This is a genomic window from Paraburkholderia bengalensis, assembly GCF_037126505.1.
GTDB lineage: Bacteria > Pseudomonadota > Gammaproteobacteria > Burkholderiales > Burkholderiaceae > Paraburkholderia > Paraburkholderia bengalensis.
The window spans coordinates 1-18,616 of sequence record NZ_JACFYJ010000060.1; the positions used below are offsets into that span (position 1 = coordinate 1).

Annotated in this window: 17 protein-coding genes and 1 pseudogene; 14 read left to right on the top strand and 4 right to left on the bottom strand. The window is 63.6% G+C overall.

Annotated elements, in window-relative coordinates:
* Window positions 1-518: 518 nt before the first annotated feature.
* Window positions 519-1,376: an oxidoreductase gene (locus H3V53_RS28140; RefSeq protein WP_336600713.1), complete on the top strand. Its 858-nt coding sequence runs from the start codon at window positions 519-521 to the stop codon at window positions 1,374-1,376.
* Window positions 1,377-1,507: 131 nt separating this feature from the next.
* The gene (locus tag H3V53_RS28145) at window positions 1,508-2,530 is read left to right on the top strand and encodes an LLM class flavin-dependent oxidoreductase (RefSeq protein ID WP_336600714.1); all 1,023 of its coding nucleotides are present in this window, start codon (window positions 1,508-1,510) and stop codon (window positions 2,528-2,530) included.
* A gap of 341 nt (window positions 2,531-2,871) precedes the next feature.
* Here H3V53_RS28145 and H3V53_RS28150 read toward each other — a convergent pair.
* Window positions 2,872-3,500 (bottom strand): annotated as a pseudogene (locus tag H3V53_RS28150) (transposase).
* A 343-nt stretch (window positions 3,501-3,843) separates the two neighbouring features.
* Here H3V53_RS28150 and H3V53_RS28155 point away from each other — a divergent pair.
* The 3 genes from H3V53_RS28155 (at window position 3,844) to H3V53_RS28165 (ending at window position 6,025) form a co-directional block, all read left to right on the top strand.
* Window positions 3,844-4,893 (top strand): amidase, encoded by a 1,050-nt coding sequence (locus H3V53_RS28155; RefSeq protein ID WP_336600715.1) that lies wholly within the window; start codon window positions 3,844-3,846, stop codon window positions 4,891-4,893.
* A gap of 3 nt (window positions 4,894-4,896) precedes the next feature.
* Window positions 4,897-5,295 carry an amidase family protein gene (locus tag H3V53_RS28160; RefSeq protein WP_336600716.1) on the top strand — a complete coding sequence of 133 codons (399 nt, stop codon included), beginning with the start codon at window positions 4,897-4,899 and terminating at the stop codon, window positions 5,293-5,295.
* A 250-nt stretch (window positions 5,296-5,545) separates the two neighbouring features.
* Window positions 5,546-6,025: a hypothetical protein gene (locus H3V53_RS28165; RefSeq protein WP_336600717.1), complete on the top strand. Its 480-nt coding sequence runs from the start codon at window positions 5,546-5,548 to the stop codon at window positions 6,023-6,025.
* Between the two features lie 114 nt (window positions 6,026-6,139).
* Here H3V53_RS28165 and H3V53_RS28170 read toward each other — a convergent pair whose 3' ends face one another.
* Together H3V53_RS28170 and H3V53_RS28175 are read right to left on the bottom strand one after the other, a co-directional pair.
* Window positions 6,140-7,339, bottom strand: coding sequence for a hypothetical protein (locus tag H3V53_RS28170; protein ID WP_336600718.1), 1,200 nt, complete (start codon window positions 7,337-7,339; stop codon window positions 6,140-6,142).
* Between the two features lie 254 nt (window positions 7,340-7,593).
* Window positions 7,594-8,871 (bottom strand): MFS transporter, encoded by a 1,278-nt coding sequence (locus H3V53_RS28175; RefSeq protein WP_336600719.1) that lies wholly within the window; start codon window positions 8,869-8,871, stop codon window positions 7,594-7,596.
* Between the two features lie 587 nt (window positions 8,872-9,458).
* Here H3V53_RS28175 and H3V53_RS28180 point away from each other — a divergent pair.
* The 3 genes from H3V53_RS28180 (at window position 9,459) to H3V53_RS28190 (ending at window position 11,849) form a co-directional block, all read left to right on the top strand.
* A complete protein-coding gene (locus tag H3V53_RS28180) occupies window positions 9,459-10,520 on the top strand; it encodes a Dyp-type peroxidase (RefSeq protein WP_336600720.1) in 1,062 nt (353 codons plus the stop codon).
* On the top strand, window positions 10,513-11,316 hold the full coding sequence (locus H3V53_RS28185) for a family 1 encapsulin nanocompartment shell protein (protein ID WP_054926901.1): 804 nt from the start codon (window positions 10,513-10,515) through the stop codon (window positions 11,314-11,316). Before H3V53_RS28180 ends, H3V53_RS28185 begins: the two co-directional genes overlap by 8 nt.
* A gap of 104 nt (window positions 11,317-11,420) precedes the next feature.
* Entirely contained in the window at window positions 11,421-11,849 is a 429-nt protein-coding gene (locus tag H3V53_RS28190) for a TOBE domain-containing protein (protein ID WP_336600721.1), read from the top strand.
* Between the two features lie 157 nt (window positions 11,850-12,006).
* Here the strand turns inward: H3V53_RS28190 and H3V53_RS28195 are convergent, their stop codons facing one another.
* Entirely contained in the window at window positions 12,007-12,393 is a 387-nt protein-coding gene (locus H3V53_RS28195) for an ester cyclase (RefSeq protein ID WP_336600722.1), read from the bottom strand.
* Window positions 12,394-12,474: 81 nt separating this feature from the next.
* Between H3V53_RS28195 and H3V53_RS28200 the strand changes: the two genes are divergently transcribed.
* From H3V53_RS28200 to H3V53_RS28225, 6 genes are all read left to right on the top strand, one after another.
* A complete protein-coding gene (locus H3V53_RS28200) occupies window positions 12,475-13,707 on the top strand; it encodes an NAD(P)/FAD-dependent oxidoreductase (RefSeq protein ID WP_336600723.1) in 1,233 nt (410 codons plus the stop codon).
* Between the two features lie 55 nt (window positions 13,708-13,762).
* A complete protein-coding gene (locus H3V53_RS28205) occupies window positions 13,763-14,377 on the top strand; it encodes a YdeI/OmpD-associated family protein (protein ID WP_336600724.1) in 615 nt (204 codons plus the stop codon).
* Between the two features lie 171 nt (window positions 14,378-14,548).
* Window positions 14,549-15,070, top strand: a complete 522-nt coding sequence (locus H3V53_RS28210; protein ID WP_336600725.1) for a MarR family winged helix-turn-helix transcriptional regulator — start codon at window positions 14,549-14,551, stop codon at window positions 15,068-15,070.
* A gap of 5 nt (window positions 15,071-15,075) precedes the next feature.
* Window positions 15,076-17,262 carry an FUSC family protein gene (locus H3V53_RS28215; protein ID WP_336600726.1) on the top strand — a complete coding sequence of 729 codons (2,187 nt, stop codon included), beginning with the start codon at window positions 15,076-15,078 and terminating at the stop codon, window positions 17,260-17,262.
* 46 nt (window positions 17,263-17,308) lie between these two features.
* Complete coding sequence (locus H3V53_RS28220; RefSeq protein WP_054926895.1) at window positions 17,309-17,518, top strand: DUF1656 domain-containing protein; 210 nt, start codon at window positions 17,309-17,311, stop codon at window positions 17,516-17,518.
* Entirely contained in the window at window positions 17,515-18,573 is a 1,059-nt protein-coding gene (locus tag H3V53_RS28225) for an efflux RND transporter periplasmic adaptor subunit (protein ID WP_054926894.1), read from the top strand. Before H3V53_RS28220 ends, H3V53_RS28225 begins: the two co-directional genes overlap by 4 nt.
* Window positions 18,574-18,616 lie beyond the last annotated feature (43 nt).

Below are 18,616 nucleotides of genomic sequence, written 5' to 3' on the forward strand. Positions count from 1 at the left end.
CGAGTCGTGTGCGCGACTGGTTGATGCGTGCTGTGAAGGAGGGCCTTGGGGACGCCGATATCTCGCAGATCGTGCTGGCCTCGGTGGAATGATTCGCGGGGTCCCGGGCGGAATCTCGTCCCATTGTGAGTCGAGGCTTTGTGTCGATCCATCATGTTTGAACGCCTGGATGCGCCGGCAAGGTGAACCCGACCATGCCACCCCGTGATGCATCGGCGCTCGCCCACATCCGGCCGCCAGGTTCTCCAGCGATATCGCAGCCTGCGCTGCCAACGGCTTCAACCCGGCAATCCGGCTCCATCATCTTCTCGGGGTTCTCTTGCATGGATGGAAAAGAGATTCCATCCATTCCCGTCTAATCAACGATCCGTTTCGGCGCGAGACTCGGTCCCACGCAATCCAGCAGCCCTCGGCGAGATGCCATGGCTAAGGATCGCGCGAGGCGTGATGGGACGCGAGTGCTCGATGGCGAGCACTCGCGGCGAACTTCAAAGATCTAGATAGGAGCGGAGCGGGGCATGAGCAACACCACGAAGCAGCAATTCAAGCGTGTCTGGTTCATTACAGGCGCAACGCGCGGTCTGGGCGCTTTGATCGCCAAGGCGGCGCTCGCAGACGGGAATGCAGTCGTCGCTACGGGTCGCAATCCCGCAGCAATCGTCGAGCGTCTGGGCGAGTCGCCCGCCTTGCTGACTGCCGCACTCGATGTAACCAGCGAAGCGCAGGCGAAAGCCGCCGTCTTAGCCGCCGTCGAGAAGTTCGGCCGGATCGACGTGCTGATCAACAATGCAGGCTTTGGCCTGCTGGCCGCCGTCGAGGAGTCGAGCGACGCGGACGTGCGGCGTATGTACGACACCAACGTTTTTGGCCTGCTGAACGTAACGCGCGCCGTGTTGCCCATCATGCGCAGGCAGCGCTCGGGGCACCTGATCAACACGTCGTCGATCGTCGGTTATCGCGCGGCGGCGGGGGTCGGCGTCTACAGTTCCACCAAGTTTGCAGTGGAGGGCATCACCGAAGCCTTGCATGACGAGCTAAAGCCGCTTGGTATTCACGCGACCACCATCGAGCCTGGTTTCTTCCGCACGGACTTTCTGGATACATCGTCGCTGCTCGTCGGCAAGGAGATCATCGACGACTATGCGCAGACGTCGGGCAAGCTGCGCGAGCTCGCTGTCAGCATCAATCACAATCAACCCGGCGACCCGGAAAGGCTGGCGGCTGCACTCGTGCAGCTGGTGGATGCACCGGCGCCGCCATTGCGTCTGCCGCTTGGCACGGACACGTTGCAGGCAATCGCCGAAAAGAACGTGTACGTTACGTCGGAAACGGATGCGTGGAAGCCGCTGTCGGCATCCACCGATTTTCCAGCCTGAACGAAGCGAGATAGCTTCGGCGTAGCGGAATGCAACGGCGTGACAGCGAAAGCGGCGCACGCCGTTGCAATGTGAATCGATAACGAAGCGTCGCGGTCTCGCATCTCTATTTGCGCAATGGGGCGTATGAAATGAAAAAGATCGGCTTTCTCTCGTTCGGCCACTGGGCGACTTCGCCCTATTCGCAGACGCGATCGGCATCCGATGTCCTGCTGCAGTCGATCGATCTGGCCGTTGCTGCAGAGGAGCTAGGTGCCGACGGCGCGTTCTTCCGCGTTCATCATTTTGCGCGACAGCTCGCATCGCCGTTCCCGCTTCTCGCTGCCGTTGGCGCCAAGACCAGCACGATCGAAATCGGAACTGGCGTCATCGACATGCGCTACGAAAACCCCCTGTACATGGCGGAGGATGCGGGCGCCGCGGACTTGATCGCGAGGGGACGGCTGCAGCTTGGCATTAGCCGGGGCTCGGGCGAACAGGTTATCGAAGGTTGGCGCTACTTTGGTTACGCACCCGGCGAAGGCGAGACTCATGTCGATCTCGCGCGACGCCACACGGAGGTGTTTTACGACCTGCTACGCGGCGAGGGTTTCGCTCAACCGAATCCGCGCCCGATGTTTCCGAATCCACCGGGGCTGCTTCGCGTCGAACCGCATTCCGAGGGCCTTCGCGACCGGATCTGGTGGGGCTCTGGCTCCGATGCCACTGCAATCTGGGCGGCTGGAATGGGCATGAATCTGCAATGTTCGACTTTGAAGAACGATGAATCGGGTTGTCCACTTCATGTCCAGCAGGCGGAGCAGATTCGGGCTTATCGGCAGGCATGGAAAGAAGCCGGGCATAAACGGGAGCCGCGCGTCTCTGTCAGCCGGAGTATTTTTGCGCTGGTGAACGACCAGGACCGGATGTACTTCGGGCGTGACCGACAGAGCACGGATACCGTGGGCCTGCTGGAAGATAGTATCCGGACGATTTTCGGGCGCAATTACGCCGCTGAGCCTGATGTTCTTGTGGAGCAGCTTGCGAGGGACGAGGCAATCGCAGAGGCAGATACTTTACTTCTGACGGTGCCGAACCAGTTGGGCGTGGAGTACTGCGCGCATGTGATCGAATCCATTCTGACCCACGTTGCGCCTGGGCTAGGCTGGCGCTAGGGCACGGTTGGAATCACAGATAGTTCGATATGCGCGGTTTGACTCGATGGGCCGAAAAGCGGACATCTGGACTTGGCTCAACCCGACATTTCTTATATGGTCGCCTCCCATTTGCAAGACAATTGTGCGTGGCGAGGAGGGTGGTTGCGGACTTATATCCGGACTCGATCGCGGGCATGCCCGCCGGCCCCGATGGATTTCGCCGCAAAGGTCCTAATCTAACTGGCGGACTCGAGATCCGAGAAATGTCTCAGGCTTGCCTTTGCGCGGTCCAGCCTGTCTTGCCATCGCTCAATATGTCTGTGCAACCGTGAATGGCTAAAGTGTGTGCGAGGCGGTAGTCACTGCGCCGGTGTCGGCTGATACGTTCGGCCGTACGCTAGCAGCACCCAGATCGTTCGCGCCATCTTGTTGGCAAGTGCGACGGCAACGACGTTCGTGGGTCGTCGCACCAGCAGGGCACGTACTGTCTCTGGCAAATGTTTCGAGGCTGCGATGACTGACCGGGCGCCGTGGATCAGCAGCGTGCGCAGATACACATCGCCTCGTTTGCTGATACCGCACAGCTTTGTCTTGCCGCCGGAGCCAGTTGCTGGCGGATGCGGTGCATTGCGAGCATGGCCTGCTGGTCTTCGGTCTTGACGGCCACGAACCGCATGCCCGGACGCTGGGCGGCTTCCCAGATCGCCGCAGCGTCGGCTGCGTCATTCTTGTTCGACTTCACGAACGGCCGCACGAACTGCGCTGCGATGAGCCGCACGTCGTGGCCAAGTCGCGCCAGGACGCGGGCCCAGTGATGGGCGCTGCCACAGGCTTCCATGACGACACGACTCGCAGGCCGGTTGGCAAAGAACGGCACGAGCTGGGCGCGTTTGAGAACCTTGCTGCGAATCGTGCCAGTATCTGGCTCGACATAGTGAATCTGGAATACGCGTTTGGCCAGGTCGATGGCAATGGTCGTGGGTTCCATCTGGTTCTGCTTGACGGCAGGACCGCCGAACCAGCAATGTCGCACGTTCAGTCCACGGGCCTGCGGCGTTGAGCGGCCCGTTAAGGCGGGAGGCGACCATTCCATCTATTTGGGACCTACATGCGAACCAGTGATAATTTATCTTATGTAAAATCACATAAACCGTCGAAAGCAATTTCGCCAGAAGTCCACACACTCACTCATCGCGCACGCTGCCCACGCTATCCTTTTACGCAGGTCCCCAGCGCGATGTCGCGCTCTTAACGCGACACTCCGGCGCTCGCGGCACGCCCGCCGGCGTCCCGCGAGCCGACTCACCAGCCGTTCCAGTTGCGTATTCCCTATGACGAACGTTACCGAAAGCTTAACGAGCGAATACGTATCGCGCGACGCAGTCGGGCTTGCCGAATGGGTCCGGGACGGACAGGTGGCGCCGGCAGAACTCGTCGAGATCGCCATCACGCTGATCGAGCGCCTCAATCCGCGTCTGAACGCAGTCATCTACCGCACCTACGATCTCGCGCGCGAGGTTGCGCAGGCGCCGCGACGCGATGCGCCGTTCTTCGGCGTGCCCTTCCTGCTGAAGGATATGTTCACCGCGTGGCACGACGTGCCCGTCACGCAATCGTGCCGCTACCTGCGTAGCGTGCGCTGGCCAGGCGACAGCGACGTCGCGTGCCGGATCAAGCAAGCAGGCTTTGTGCTGCTCGGCAAAACCAACATCCCCGAGGTCGGCTGGAGTCTCTCGACCGAGCCGCGCGAAGCCGGCCTCACGTATAACCCCTGGCGCGACGACGTCACGGTAAGCGGCTCGAGCGGCGGAGCGGCTGCCGCCGTCGCCGCCCGCCTCGTGCCCCTCGCCGACGCCACCGACGCCGCCGGTTCGATTCGCGCGCCAGCGTCGGTGTGCGGCCTCGTCGGCCTCAAGCCGTCGCGAGGCCGCATCAGCCACGCGCCGTACCTGGGCGATCCGTGGTATGGCTGCGCGTATTCGCTGTGCCATTCACGCACGGTGCGCGACACGGCCGCCTATCTCGATGCCATCGCGACGGGCAGTCTGCCGGGCGATCCATACCATGCGGCGCCGCCCGAAGAGACATGGGCTCGTTCGATGCATCGGCCGCCCGGCCGGTTAAACGTCGGCTTCGCGACGCGCACGCCCGACGGCCATGCATTCAACCCGGAAGTCGAAATGGCGTTGCGCGAAACGACCCGCCTCCTCGCCGATCTTGGTCATCAGGTCGTGGCGTATGACTGGCAAGCGTTCAACGCGGAATTCGCATGGACGACTTATACAAGCCTGGCGGCTGTGCTGACTGCACAGTTGTTCGAGTCATTCGCGCTGGAGGTCGGCGTTCCTGTCGGGCCGGACGATGTCGAGCCAATCACATGATCGATGATCGAGCGCGGCCGCCGCTGCACCGGCATCAGGCACGCAGAGGACGTGCAGTCGCTGCGTCTGATCGGCCGCGCGCTCGCGACCGAACTGCAGCCATTCGATCTCTACCTGACGCCTACCCTCACGCACCCGCCGCGGCCGCACGGTTACATGGACATGCGCATGACCGACTGCGACGCCTACAACGCGTTGATGGCGGACGCATGCTTCCTCTATCCGTTCAATATCACCGGACAACCCGCAATAACGCTGCCGATGCACTGGACTAGTGACGGGCTCCCCGTCGGCATTCAATTGGTTGCACGAACGAATAACGAGGTGACACTGTTACGCGTGGCGGCCCAATTGGAGGAAGCGCGTCCCTGGATGAGTCGCAAGCCGCCAGTTTGCGCATGAACCGATGAACAGGGCCTCGCACAGTTGAGCAGATGAGCGCTGCCATTCAAGGCTCGTGAGCGAGATCTTCTGCGATTCGTTATCACAGGCATTCTCATTGTTTGTTCATCGTGACTCTCGCTGCGGCATGCCGGTTGCTTTGAAACAGATGCACCGTCGCACAAGACATTCGTGGCTCATTTCGCCTCGATAACGGTGGATTTTCTGAAGAGCACTGGTCAAAACCGTGCATTTCCTTGGGAGGAAGATCATGAAAAAGATTGTCGCGGCTCTCGCATCGGCATTGCTCGTCTCCACGGCGTTCGCACAAACGACGACGCCATCGGAAGCCGGCAAGGCGCAACTGAAGGCAAACAGCGAAAAGAGCGAAGCGCAGGCTACTGCAAACAAGAAGAAGGCCGAAGCTCAGAGCGACGCCGACAAGGCACAGGCGTCGGCAAACGAAGACAAGGCATCGGCTCAGGCAGATGCCGACAAGAAAGCGGCAAAGATGGACAAGGCCATGACGCCGAGGGAAGCCTCGGATGCGCGCGCAGATGCAGCGCGCGCGCAAGCCAAGGCCGACAGAAAGAAGCACGATGCTCAGGCAAAGGCTGACCGTAAAAAGCACGAAGCCGCTAACGACGCAAACGTTGCTCAGGCGAAGGCGGACAAGGAGAAAGTCGAGGCGCAGAACGACGCTAACAAGAAAGCCGCCGACCAAAAAATCGACGCTGCCAAGAAGCAATAGCGCAGCAATAAAAGCGGTGGGGCCGAGCAAGGCAACGCTCAGCCCCTCCTTTGACGAGCCTGAGCGCGATGCGCAAATTGCATCGCCGCTCAGTGCCGCGCGAACGCAACGGCATCAATGGCCCGTGACGCGTTCCCATCCATGCCGGACGGCAGCCTTGAAGCGTTCCCATCCACTCTCGGGATAGCGCGACTCCCAATCCTCGCGAGCGCTCGGCTCGACCCGTTGCCAGTCCTGCTCGCGATATCGCTCGTCTTGTCCGAGCGTGGCGCCATGCGTGTAGGCGCGCCGGTATTCGTCGAAGGAACTGCCTGTATCCGCATAGTGCGCGTCGTAGTCTTTCCGGAACTCATCGTCGTAGGGATCGTCTTCCAGCGGCGTACCCATGATGGGATCGCCCACGAGACCTGTCATGGGCGTGCGTTCCGCGCGCGCCGCGCTCGCACTGCCATCCGACGGCTGGTTTACGCTGTCTTTGAGCCGTGCCGATACAGTCGACGACGAGCGGGCGAGCCCGACATCGGGTACCGTCGAACCCTGCCGCTGTGTCTGTTGCATCGACGGCGGCGTCTGCGGCTCCGATGAACGCGTTGTCACCTGCTGCATTCCACTGACCGTTGCCGGATACGCCGTGTCTGATCTTTCATTGTCCCGGGTGGTATCGGAGACGTCGCGGATGGTCGGCGGCACGCCTTCAACTGCCGATATATCGCGCGGCGCGGCGGGGGTATCCCTCGCTCCCGCAGCGGATACCGTGCCGTGCTCCGCTGCATCGCCTGGGTCGCGCAACGTGGGTGATGCCTGCGCGCCCGCCGCACTGCTCCGTTCGCTGGCTGACGACCTCCTGTCCGCAGCCGGTTCGCGCGCCACTGCGCTACCGCGATGCGGCAAGTCCTTCGCGATGTCCACGTTGCCGGACCCATTGCGCCACGCGTTCACGCGCTCCTCGATGTCGGCGGCGCCCATGCGGCGCATGACATCGCGAGCGAGATCGACCTGCATGTCGGAGACGTCGGCGCTCACGATGGTCCCGCCTCGACGGACGAATTCCCTATAGTCCTCCGCTTCCGGGGGGTACTCGCCACTCGCGAAGAGCCGGGCGAATAGTTGCTCGAGTTGATCGAAAACGGGCGTGTGATGGCGCAATCCCGCGCTGCCCGGTGCATAAACACGCGGCCCCTTCTCGACGGGCGCACTAACCGACGTCGAGTAGAGGGAAATATCGGCCTGAGCCACGCCGGCCTCGCACAGCGCCCGTTGCGCCGAACACGCATCGGTATAGCTGTCGTACACGCCTATCACGGTTTGTCTCATGAGCGTCTCCATGTCCATTTCGAAGCGGCGATTCCTTCACCGCTGTACGAACTCAAGACGCAACACATGTGCCCGCAAAGGCGTGCCTGGATACGCGGAAAAGTAGTATGTCGATTGGCTTGCACTGACGCGAACGTTCGTGCCAGGAGCGACACCCGATGCGAAACGGTGACCAGACACAAACGGAAACGCCTACGGCGTGCGGCTTCTCCTCGAAGCGGCACGCCGTGTAATTTCAGGCCTTCCTGGTAGTGTTATTCCAGTTGTTCGGCGGCCGGAAACTCGAGCGTCGATGCATTGCGGCGACGGACTTTGGACGGTGCGGTCTCGATCAATAGCAGACTGACGCCGATGCCGAGCAATACTGCGCAGATTGGCAGCCACACAATGTTCTGAATCCCGAAGCGAGTCGCCACGAACCCTGCGAGCGCGGGCGCGACGCCGCCACCGAATATTTCTCCCGCGCCCACCACGACGCCGATGGCCGTCGAAACCATGCCGACGGGCGCTGCCTCCGTCGCGACCGGCCCGGACAGCAGCGAAACGAGACCCAGCGTAAAGAATGCAACCACGAACAGTACCGCGAACAGGGCGAACGGCTGCGCGCCGAGTCCGCGAAATACGTACAGCATGATCGCCGTGCCGGCGAAGCCAACGATGCTCGCCAGACGCCGCCCGACGAGATCGGAGAGCCCCGGAAGACCGAACTGGCCCACGAAGCCGCCGAAGCCGATCGCCGAGACCACGATGCCCATGCGCTGCGTGTCGAGCGCCAGGTATTCGGTGAGATAGAGCGGCAGCATCGCCCCGAGCACGAAGACGCCCGTCATCGCACAGAACAGCGCCACCATGGCGACGGGAATGTTGCGGCTCTTCAGTACGTCGCGCCAGTTTCCGCGCTGCTGTTGAGGCGCCTTTGTCGGCAAACTGGACAGCCCCGACACGGAAGCGGCGTTCGGCTCGCGAATCACGCGGAACATCAGCAGGCCGAGTATCAGCCCCGGAATCGCGACCAGCGCGAAGACCCAGCGCCAGGTCATCACGCTCAGCAACTGCGTGGCGATGATGGGCGAAAGCGCCAGTCCGAACAGCGCGAATCCGCTTTGCTGGAGTCCGAGATTGAAGCCACGGCGTTTCGGATGGGAAGCGTCGGCGGTCGCTGCGAAGCTGGTCGGACAGAACGACCCTTCGGCGACACCCATGAGCGCCCGCACGGCAAGCAAGCTCGCGAGTCCGCCCGCGACGCCGGAAAATCCTGACAAGAGCGAGAACACGATGATGGAGGGGATCAGCACCTTGCGGCGTCCGATCTTGTCGGAGATGCCGCCCATCAGCGCTGCGAAGACGCCCCACGAAAGGCCGAGAATGCCGATGCAGTTGCCGACGTCCTGAGCCGTCAGATGCAGGTCCTTCATGATGGACGGAAAAAGCGGTGCGATCAGCCATCGGTCGAGCCCCACCAGGCCGAATCCGAGTGCGAGTAGCGTCACAGCTTTCCATTCGTAGGACACGTCCCACTGATTCGATCTCATCCTTGTCTCCTGTGTCAAAGTCGGCGGCGACCGCGCAAAAGAGCAAGATGGGGTCTACGTCGCCGGCGTAGGCAAGAATGGTCGAAGTGCCACAGTGGAACAATGCGACAACCGCCGAACCCGACATTCGCGAAACGCGAACCATGTTGTGACGCATCCCGCGAGGCCCGTCCGGCAAGGATTTGCGCCGATCGCGAAGGGGCTGGCATGAGGCGTCTGGCTCACGCCAGGGCTAGTCCGGGGTAGACGAACGCAACATCGCGCGGCGGGCGCGCTTGCAATCGGTTTTCTTTGTGTCGCGACTGGATTCCCCAGTCGATCGCGAGAAAAATAAATCAATAAAATCAGACGGATAGATGAAGCAAGGGCCGTGCGTCATCGGCCAGGCCGCACATCGGCACACACCGTTCCCTGCACCCACGTCCACCAGCACCCGCGCGCATCGACCCATCCTTCGCCCGCTGAGCGCCCTGCCCCCTGACCCGCCGCCTCTCTTGCGACAAACCACCCCCGATCGCGGTACTCTCCTAGCCGACACTTTTTTCGCTTGATCGCAATCCGCAATGGTTTCGACAGGACCTGGTCCGATGCCCAATGACATTCCAGAACCCCAAGCCGTCTACACGCCCATCACCCGCAGCGCGATCTTCATCGTCGCGACGCTCGCCAGCGGCGATGAATCCGCCGCCATCGTGCGCGCCTGGTGCGCGGACGTCGCCGCGCTCGTGCGCGCGGTCGGCAAGCGTGTCCCGTCCGGCAACCTGTCCTGCGTCGTCGGCTTCGCGTCCGACGCGTGGGACACGCTGTTCGGCACGCCGCGTCCCGCGGAGCTCCATCCGTTTCGCGAATTCGGCCCCGCCGGTCGCCGCGCGATCGCGACGCCGGGCGATATCCTGCTGCACATTCGCGCCGATCAAATGGATCTGTGCTTCGAACTCGCCACGCAGCTCGTGGGCCGCCTGGGCGGCGCCGTGCAGGTCGTCGACGAAGTACACGGTTTCCGCTATTTCGATATGCGCAGCATGGTGGGATTCGTCGACGGCACCGAGAACCCGACCGGCCGCGAAGCCGCCGACTTCACGATGGTCGGCGCAGAAGATCCCGAATTCGCCGCCGGCAGCTACGTGCTCGTGCAGAAGTACCTGCACGACATGCAAGGCTGGAACGCGCTGTCGGTGGAGACGCAGGAGCGCATCATCGGCCGCACCAAACTGTCCGACATCGAGCTCGACGAAGCCGTCAAGCCGACCTCGTCGCACAGTTCGCTGACGACGCTCACCGACGAGAACGGCGACGAAGTGAAGATCCTGCGCGACAACATGCCGTTCGGCCGGCCGGGTTCGGGCGAGTTCGGCACGTTCTTTATCGGTTACGCACGGTCGCCCGCGCCCATCGAGCAGATGCTCGAAAACATGTTCGTCGGACGGCCGCCGGGCAACTACGACCGCCTGCTCGATTTCAGCCGCGCGGCCACGGGCGGGCTGTTCTTCGTGCCATCCGCGACGCTGCTCGAAGCGCTCGCCGAGCGCGACCCGCAGGCCTCGAACGATGTCGTCGCCGAACCCTCCGCACTCCCCGCATCCGCCGAGCCGCATTACGACGGCTCGCTCAGCATCGGCTCTTTGAAAGGAACCTCACAGTATGAATAATCTGCATCGCGAGCTTGCCCCCGTTTCCAGCGACGCGTGGTCGCAAATCGAAGAAGAAGTGGCGCGCACGTTCAAGCGCTCGGTGGCCGGCCGGCGCGTGGTCGACGTCAAGGGGCCGGGCGGCACGGCGTTGTCGGGTGTCGGCACGGGTCATCAGACGACGATCGCCGCGCCGCGCGCGGGCGTCAATGCGAAGCTCGCCGAGGTGAAGGCGCTCGTGCAGTTTACCGTGCCGTTCGAACTGTCGCGCGATGCGATCGATGCCGTCGAACGCGGCGCGAACGATTCGGACTGGCAGCCGGCCAAGGACGCCGCCAAGGAACTCGCCTATGCCGAAGACCGCGCGATCTTCGACGGCTACAAGGCGGCCGGCATCACGGGCATTCGCGAGGGATCGTCGAACACACCGCTCGCGCTGCCCGCCGATGTCGCCGACTATCCGAATGCGATCGGCAACGCGCTCGAGCAGCTTCGGCTTGCGGGCGTCGACGGCCCGTACTGCGTGCTGCTCGGCGCGGACGCGTACACGGCGCTCGGCGAAGCCAGCGATCAGGGCTATCCCGTCATCGAGCACATCAAGCGCATCGTGAACGGCGACATCCTGTGGGCACCCGCGCTCGAAGGCGGCAGCGTGCTGTCGATGCGCGGCGGCGACTTCGAACTGCATCTGGGCCAGGACGTGTCGATCGGTTACCAGAGCCACACGGATACAACCGTGCGTCTCTATCTGCGCGAGACGTTGACCTTTCTGATGCTCACGAGCGAAGCGTCGGTGTCGGTGACGTCGACGGAATAAACGTCGCGTGCGGCGCCTGCGGCATGCCCTCCCCCGTTACACTGCCCGCTGGCTTTGCACCCAACGTCGCTGCATCTGGCAGCGTGCCTATTCGAGGAGACAACATGCGCACCAGTGCCCGCAATCACTTCACCGGTCAGATCACGGAAGTCAAGGCTGGAGCCGTCAACGACGAAGTCACGTTGCGCACGCAGAGCGGGCTCGACATCGTCGCCGTCATCGCGCATGGCAGCGCCGCTTCGTTGGGTCTCGCGGCGGGCAAGCCGGCTTTTGCGCTGGTCAAGGCGTCGTCGGTGATCGTGATGGTCGGTTCCGACGACAGCAAAGTGTCGGCGCGCAACCGCGTGGCGGGCACTGTCACGGCGGTCACGCGCGGCGCGGTGAACAGCGAGGTGATCGTTGCGTCCGCAAGCGGCGCGGAGATCGCCGCCATCATCACCAACGAAAGCGTCGACCGGCTCGCGCTGTCGAGCGGCTCGGCGGCTTCGGCGATTTTCAAGGCTTCGAGCGTCATCATCGGCGTCGACGCGTAGACGCGACAGCGCGCGGCATCAGAATCTTCAGGAAACTCGCTGCGCCTGCCGCTGTGCGACCCACGACACGGTCGCGAGCAAAGCCCTCACGAGCATCGGCAACAGACCTCGCGCAATACGTGTCGACGCGGGCTGTCGCAAGATGCAAATCAGCCAGCTATAGCTGCGCTTCGATGGCGGCCTTGTCGATCACGGACCAGACCTCGACGATCTTCTCGCCGCGGAACTGGTAGAACACATTCTCCGTAAAGGCGATCCGTCTGCCATTAACAGGCAGTCCGGCGAACATACCCGCCGGCGTACAATCGAACTGCAACCGGCTTGCCACAAAAGGTGGCTGCGCAACGAGCAATGCAATCGCGAAGTGCAGATCCCGTATCTCACGGAAGTCTTGCTCCAGCATCGCCGTATAGCCGGACAAACCGAAGCGCCGACCGTTGTGCGTCACGTCGTCAGCGACGAACTGTCCGAGCATCGGCCAGTCCTGCCGGTTCAGACACGCAATGTAACGCCGATAAATTCCGGGGAGATCGATCTCGACCATGTGCATCGCCTTCGTCTTGAATGGCTCACGCCGTCATGTTACCCGCGCCTTCGGAACCTCATCGCGCGAGGGATCGAGCCGATGAAGTTCGATACTGTCGTGCTCGGTGGCGGCATGGTGGGCGTGTCGGTTGCCGTGCACCTGCAAAAGCGCGGCCTCTCCGTCGCGCTGGTCGATCGCAAGGCGCCCGGCAACGAGACGTCGTTCGGCAATGCAGGGCTGATCCAGCGCGAAGGTGTCTACCCGTACGCGTTTCCACGCGATGCCGCCACGCTGCTGCGTTATGCGCGCAACCGTTCGCTCGATGTCCGCTATCACGCGAGCGCCATGCCGAAGCTGCTGCCGTTCCTGTATCGCTATTGGCACTACTCGCGCGCTGATCGTCATGCCGCCATCGCGCGGTCGTATTCGACGCTGATCGAGCATTGCATCAGCGAGCATCGCGCGCTGATCGGCGCATCGGGCGCGCAGGCGCTGCTGCGCACGGGCGGCTGGCTGAAGGTGTTCCGCAGCGCGCGCAAGCAGGATGCCGCGCGGCGCGATGCCGAGCGGTGGAACGCGGAATACGGCGTCGCATTCGACGCGCTCGACGCCGCGCAACTGCGGCGCGACGAACCCGCCCTCAGTCATGCGCTGCTCGGCGCGCTGCGCTACACCGACGCCGATTCCGTCAGCGATCCCAATGCCCTCGTCATCGCGTATGCGCGTCACTTCGAGGCGTTGGGCGGGCGCATTTTCATCGGCGACGCAGCGACGCTCGAACCGCAATGGAGCGTCGACACGGAAGCGGGCCGCATCGACGCGCACGCGGCCGTGATCGCGCTCGGGCCATGGTCGGATGTCGCGACTGCGCGCCTCGGCTACCGGCTGCCGCTCGCTGTCAAGCGCGGCTATCACATGCATTACACGGCGCAGGACGGCGCGCGCCTGAATCAGCCCGTGCTCGACACCGAGATCGGCTACATGATCACGCCGATGGCGCGCGGCATCCGCCTGACGACGGGCGCGGAACTGGCCGCCTGCGACGCGCCCGCCACGCCCGTGCAGCTCGCCGCGATCGAGCCGATCGCGCGCGCGACCTTTCCGCTCGGCGCACGGCTCGATGAGCGTCCGTGGCTCGGCCGTCGCCCGTGCACGCCGGACATGATGCCCGTCATTGGGCCTGCGCAGCGGCACAAGGACTTGTGGTTTGCGTTCGGCCACGCGCATCACGGCCTGACGCTCGGGCCCGTGACGGGGCGGCTACTCGCCGAGATGATGGTGGGCGCCACGCCTATCGTCGATCCTTTTCCGTTCCGGGCGGACCGCTTTTAGGCCGATTGGCATATTCACGGCATTGGCGCGCGATGCGCACGCGCGCTGCTGTACCATGAATCCGCTTCAATTTCTGAGGGCAATAAAAATGAATCCCAAAGTCGATGCCTATATCAGCAAACTGAAAACATGGCGGGAAGAAACCGAAAAACTCAGATCGATCGTACTCGACTGTGCACTGACGGAAGAATTGAAATGGGGCGTGCCGTGTTATACGTCCGACGGTAAAAACATCGTCATCATTCACGCATTCAAGGACTATTGCGCGATTCTGTTCGTCAAAGGCGCCTTGCTGAAAGACCCGAAAGGCATTCTGATCCAGCAGACGGAAAACGTGCAATCGGCGCGCCAGGTGCGGTTCAGCAATGTCGAGCAGATTGTCAAACTGGAATCGGTCCTTCAATCGTATATTCGCGAGGCGATCGAAGTCGAACGGGCCGGTTTGAAAGTGGCTTTAAAGACAACCGCGCAATACCCCATTGCCGAAGAGTTCCAGCGCAAACTGGACAAGACGCCAAAACTGAAAAAGGCTTTCGATACATTGACGCCCGGACGGCAAAAAGCCTATCTCCTGCATTTCTCCTCCGCGAAGCAATCCGCCACGCGTGAATCGCGCATCGAAAAATGCATTCCGCGGATTCTCGCCGGAAAGGGATTGAACGACGGCTGAGCCCGTCAACTCACCGATCAAGCCGGCGGCGCCTCGCTTCGTCGCGCGCTGGCGCGCATCCCAGTCCTCTCACCCCCGACCGGAGACATCGAAGCAGACTTTGTAGCATTCCCTTAAAAAATGTGGGTCGATAGGATGCTAACGAATAATTTCGACATACAATCGCGGCCCATGGTCAATCTGCACATCCTGCGCCGCTCCGTCAGCAGCACGCTTGTCGTCGCCGCGCGCCGCTGGCGGCGCACGAGCCATAGCGTGCTGTCGGCGTACAACGTGTCGGAGGCGTGCGCGGGTCCGCTGCTTGCGGCGAACCGTCTGGGCGAGAGCGTGCGTCAGGTGAAGCTGGCCGAGCACGTGGGCATCGAAGGGCCGTCGCTCGTGCGGCTGCTGGACCAGTTGTGCGCGGCGGGCCTCGTGCGGCGCGACGAAGATCCCGACGACAAGCGCGCCAAGACCATCACGCTCACCGACGAAGGCCGCGCCGTCACCGCGCGCATGGAAGAACGCCTGACAGCGTTGCGCGAGCGGGTGCTCGAGGGCGTGAGTCGCGAAGATCTGGAAGCGACGCTGCGCGTGCTGAAGGCGTTCAACGCTTCGCTCGATCCTACAGTCACGTCCGACCGGGACGCACCGGGCGACGCCTCAACCGTGCCCCACGCCCCAGCCCCATCCGGCCGAAAACGAAACGCATAACCGCCATGGTCTATCCCTCAGTGCGCGACTGGCTGTTCTCCGCCAAGACCTTCGCGGCCGCGATGATTGCGCTCTACATCGGCCTCGCGCTCGAACTGCCTCGCCCGTACTGGGCGATGGCAACCGTCTACATCGTCTCGAACCCGTTCGTCGGCGCGACGCGCTCGAAGGCGCTGTACCGTGCGCTCGGCACCGCGCTCGGCGCGGCGGGCGCCGTGCTGATCGTGCCGCCGTTCGTCGAGTCGCCGTTTCTGTTCAGCGTGATCGTCGCGGCGTGGACGGGCACGCTGCTTTATCTGTCTCTGAACGACCGCACGGCGCGCAGCTACGTGTTCCTGCTCGCCGGCTACACACTGCCGCTGATCGCGCTGCCCGCCGTCACCAATCCGACCACGGTCTTCGATCTCGCCATCACGCGTACGGAAGAAATTCTGCTCGGCATCGTGGTCGCGAGCATCGTGGGCAGCGTCGTGCTGCCGAGCCGACTCGCGCCGACGCTGATCGAACGCACGGATGCGTGGTTCCGCGACGCCGCGTTCTATGTCAGCGAGACGTTGTCCGGCCACATCGCGGGCGCAAAAATTTCGGCGGCGCGTCAGCGACTCGCGGCCACGGTCAACGGACTCGAATTCCTGTTGAGCCAGCTCACCTACGACCACACGCGGCCCGACATCGTGCGCCGGGCGCGCGCGCTGCAAGGTCGAATGCAGATCTTCCTGCCGCTCATCTCGTCGATGGCCGATCCGCTGATCGCGCTGGTGCGCTCGCGCGGCGCCCATCCCGCCGAACTCGCGGCGCTGCTGGCCGATGTCGCGCAGTGGATCAGATCGCCGACGCTCGAAGCCAGGCACGCCGCCGAAACGGATCACCAGGCGGACCAGCTGCGCGAGCGCATCGCGGCGCTGCGGCCCGCCGCCGAAGCGCTCGCAAGCTGGGACGGCGCGCTGCTGTCGAATGCGCTGTGGCGCCTGGGCCAGGTCGTCGACGTGTGGCAGGACATCCGCTGCCTGCGCACCACGATCGTCCACGAAACGGCGCTGTGGCGGCCGCACTTTCGCCACTGGCGGCTGGGCGGCACCGCGCGTTTCTTCGATCAGGGCATGATGCTGTTCTCGACGGCGTCGGCCGTCGGCGCGATCGTCGTCGCATGCGCGCTGTGGATCACGTCGGGCTGGAACGACGGCGCCAGCGCGACGGCGCTGGCGGCCATCTCGTGCTGCTTCTTCGCCGCGCTGGACGAGCCCGCGCCCGCCGTGTTCAAGTTCTTCCTCTCCACGTGTGCGAGCGTCGTGCTGGCGGGGCTCTACCTTTTCGCGGTGCTGCCGCACGTGCATGACTTCGCGATGCTGGTGGTGATCTTCGCCGGGCCGTTTCTCCTGATCGGCACGCTGATACCGCGACCGCAGTTCACCCTGGTGACGATGCTCACGGCCGTCAACACGGCCACCTTCATCAGCATCCAGAGCGCTTACGACGCCGACTTCTTCGTGTTCATCAACAGCAACCTGGCGGGCGTCGCGGGCCTGCTGTTCGCGTACCTGTGGACGCGCGCGACGCGTCCCTTCGGGGCCGAACTGGCGGCGGCGCGACTCACGCGCTCCGCGTGGGCCGACGTCGTGGTGAGCGCATCGACGGCCGCCATCGAGGATCAGCGCAATCTCTACGCGCGCATGCTCGACCGCCTGATGCAATTGCTGCCGCGCCACGCCGCCACCGACTCGCACCGTCATCCGTCGATCGAAAGCTTCCGCGACTTTCGCGTCGCGCTGAACGCGCTGGATCTGCGCCGCACGCGCCGCAAGCTGACAAACGACTTGCAAGGGGCCATCGATGACGTGCTGACCGGCGTGCGGCAGTATTTCGAACAGTGCATTGCGCGGCGCGAGCGGCAGCCGGTACCGTCCGCGCTGATCGAAACGATCGACGCCGCCGTCGCGCAGGTGACGATGCGCAGCATCGCGCAGGCGCAAGTCGACGCTGGGCGGCAGCAGCAAGGGCAACCCGGTCAGCCGCCTCAGCCCCGGCAGGGACCGCAGGAAGGAGCCGCCGTGCAAGGGCCAGCACCCGCCGCGCCGTCGCGCGAACGCTTTCTGCGCGACACGCTGCACGCGCTGGTCGGCATGCGCCTGTCGCTGTTTCCGCCGCAGGCCGCGAGCGGCGGCGGTTCAACAGGACGGGAGACAGCAGCCTGATGCCGGATCAAACTACCTTGCACTCTTCTTCCTTCTGTCGACCCACATGATCGGCGAAATCGACGTACTCGGCGTATTCGTGCCAGCCGTGCTGGTACTGATGTTCATCGCCTATCTGCTCAATCTGGCGATCCGCACCGTGCTCGCGCGCGTGGGCTTTTACCGCTTCGTCTGGCATCGTTCCATTTTCGACCTCGGCATTTATGTGTTGGTGCTGGGGCTTGTCGTCATCGTGTCACACCGGTTCATAACGTGAAAAAAACCTGGTTCTCCGTCGGGCAGATCCTGCTCACTCTCATCGTCGTCGTGATCGCAGCGACCGTGCTGTGGAAGCTGGTCGACTACTACATGTTCGCGCCGTGGACGCGCGACGGCCACGTGCGCGCCGACGTCATCCAGGTCGCGCCCGACGTGTCGGGGCTCATCACCGAGGTCAAGGTCGTCGACAACCAGCAGGTCAAGCGCGGCGACGCGCTGTTCGTGATCGATCAGGCGCGCTACACGCTCGCGCTGCGCAACGCGCAGGCCACCGCGCAGCAGCGCCGCGCGACGCTCGATCAGGCCCGCCGCGAAGACGCGCGCAACCGCACGCTCGGCAATCTGGTCGCGGCGGAAGCCGTCGAAGAGACGCACTCGCGCGTCGAAACGGCGGCGGCCGCGCTCGCCGATGCCGAAGTCGCCATCGACACGGCGCGCCTGAACCTGCAGCGCACGGTCGTCGTGAGCCCCGTCGACGGCTATCTGAACGACCGCGCGCCGCGCGTCGGCGAGTACATTTCGGCGGGACATCCGGTGCTGTCGGTGGTGGATATGCATTCGTTCCGCGTCGACGGCTATTTCGAGGAAACCAAGCTGCATGGCATCGACATCGGCCAGCCCGTCGACATCAAGGTGATGGGCGAGCCGGGCGTGCTGCGCGGCCACGTGCAGAGCATCGTCGCCGCCATCGAGGACCGTGACCGCCAGCAAAGCCCGAACCTGTTGCCGAACGTCAACCCGGCGTTCAGCTGGGTGCGGCTTGCGCAGCGCATCCCTGTGCGCGTCGCGCTCGACGAGATTCCCGCCGACTTCCGCATGATCGCGGGCCGCACGGCGACGGTATCGGTGCGCGGCATCGAGCCGTCGATGGGGCGCAATCCGGCTGCATCAACGGCAACGCAGGCGTCGGCGGCATCGGCGTCCGCTGCGTCGGCGGGCATGATCGCATCGACGACGACCGCGCCCATCGAAGGCGTCGCGCCGTCGTCGTCGACGCACCAGGCAACGCGCGCGGCTTCCGGCGCGCAAACGGCATCGGGCGCGGCACCATGAAACGCAACCCGTCCAACGCGGTGAAGCGCGTCAGCCGGGCGCC

What these genes read in the sequence shown, in the direction of transcription:
- H3V53_RS28210 (WP_336600725.1), top strand. Translation starts at nt 14,549, where the DNA reads ATGGTCAATCTGCACATCCTGCGCCGCTCCGTCAGCAGCACGCTTGTC.
- H3V53_RS28145 (WP_336600714.1), top strand. Translation starts at nt 1,508, where the DNA reads ATGAAAAAGATCGGCTTTCTCTCGTTCGGCCACTGGGCGACTTCGCCC.
- H3V53_RS28185 (WP_054926901.1), top strand. Translation starts at nt 10,513, where the DNA reads ATGAATAATCTGCATCGCGAGCTTGCCCCCGTTTCCAGCGACGCGTGG.
- H3V53_RS28160 (WP_336600716.1), top strand. Translation starts at nt 4,897, where the DNA reads ATGATCGAGCGCGGCCGCCGCTGCACCGGCATCAGGCACGCAGAGGAC.
- H3V53_RS28140 (WP_336600713.1), top strand. Translation starts at nt 519, where the DNA reads ATGAGCAACACCACGAAGCAGCAATTCAAGCGTGTCTGGTTCATTACA.
- H3V53_RS28170 (WP_336600718.1), bottom strand. Translation starts at nt 7,339, where the DNA reads ATGAGACAAACCGTGATAGGCGTGTACGACAGCTATACCGATGCGTGT.
- H3V53_RS28155 (WP_336600715.1), top strand. Translation starts at nt 3,844, where the DNA reads ATGACGAACGTTACCGAAAGCTTAACGAGCGAATACGTATCGCGCGAC.
- H3V53_RS28195 (WP_336600722.1), bottom strand. Translation starts at nt 12,393, where the DNA reads ATGGTCGAGATCGATCTCCCCGGAATTTATCGGCGTTACATTGCGTGT.
- H3V53_RS28205 (WP_336600724.1), top strand. Translation starts at nt 13,763, where the DNA reads ATGAATCCGCTTCAATTTCTGAGGGCAATAAAAATGAATCCCAAAGTC.
- H3V53_RS28215 (WP_336600726.1), top strand. Translation starts at nt 15,076, where the DNA reads ATGGTCTATCCCTCAGTGCGCGACTGGCTGTTCTCCGCCAAGACCTTC.
- H3V53_RS28220 (WP_054926895.1), top strand. Translation starts at nt 17,309, where the DNA reads ATGATCGGCGAAATCGACGTACTCGGCGTATTCGTGCCAGCCGTGCTG.
- H3V53_RS28190 (WP_336600721.1), top strand. Translation starts at nt 11,421, where the DNA reads ATGCGCACCAGTGCCCGCAATCACTTCACCGGTCAGATCACGGAAGTC.
- H3V53_RS28175 (WP_336600719.1), bottom strand. Translation starts at nt 8,871, where the DNA reads ATGAGATCGAATCAGTGGGACGTGTCCTACGAATGGAAAGCTGTGACG.
- H3V53_RS28180 (WP_336600720.1), top strand. Translation starts at nt 9,459, where the DNA reads ATGCCCAATGACATTCCAGAACCCCAAGCCGTCTACACGCCCATCACC.
- H3V53_RS28165 (WP_336600717.1), top strand. Translation starts at nt 5,546, where the DNA reads ATGAAAAAGATTGTCGCGGCTCTCGCATCGGCATTGCTCGTCTCCACG.
- H3V53_RS28200 (WP_336600723.1), top strand. Translation starts at nt 12,475, where the DNA reads ATGAAGTTCGATACTGTCGTGCTCGGTGGCGGCATGGTGGGCGTGTCG.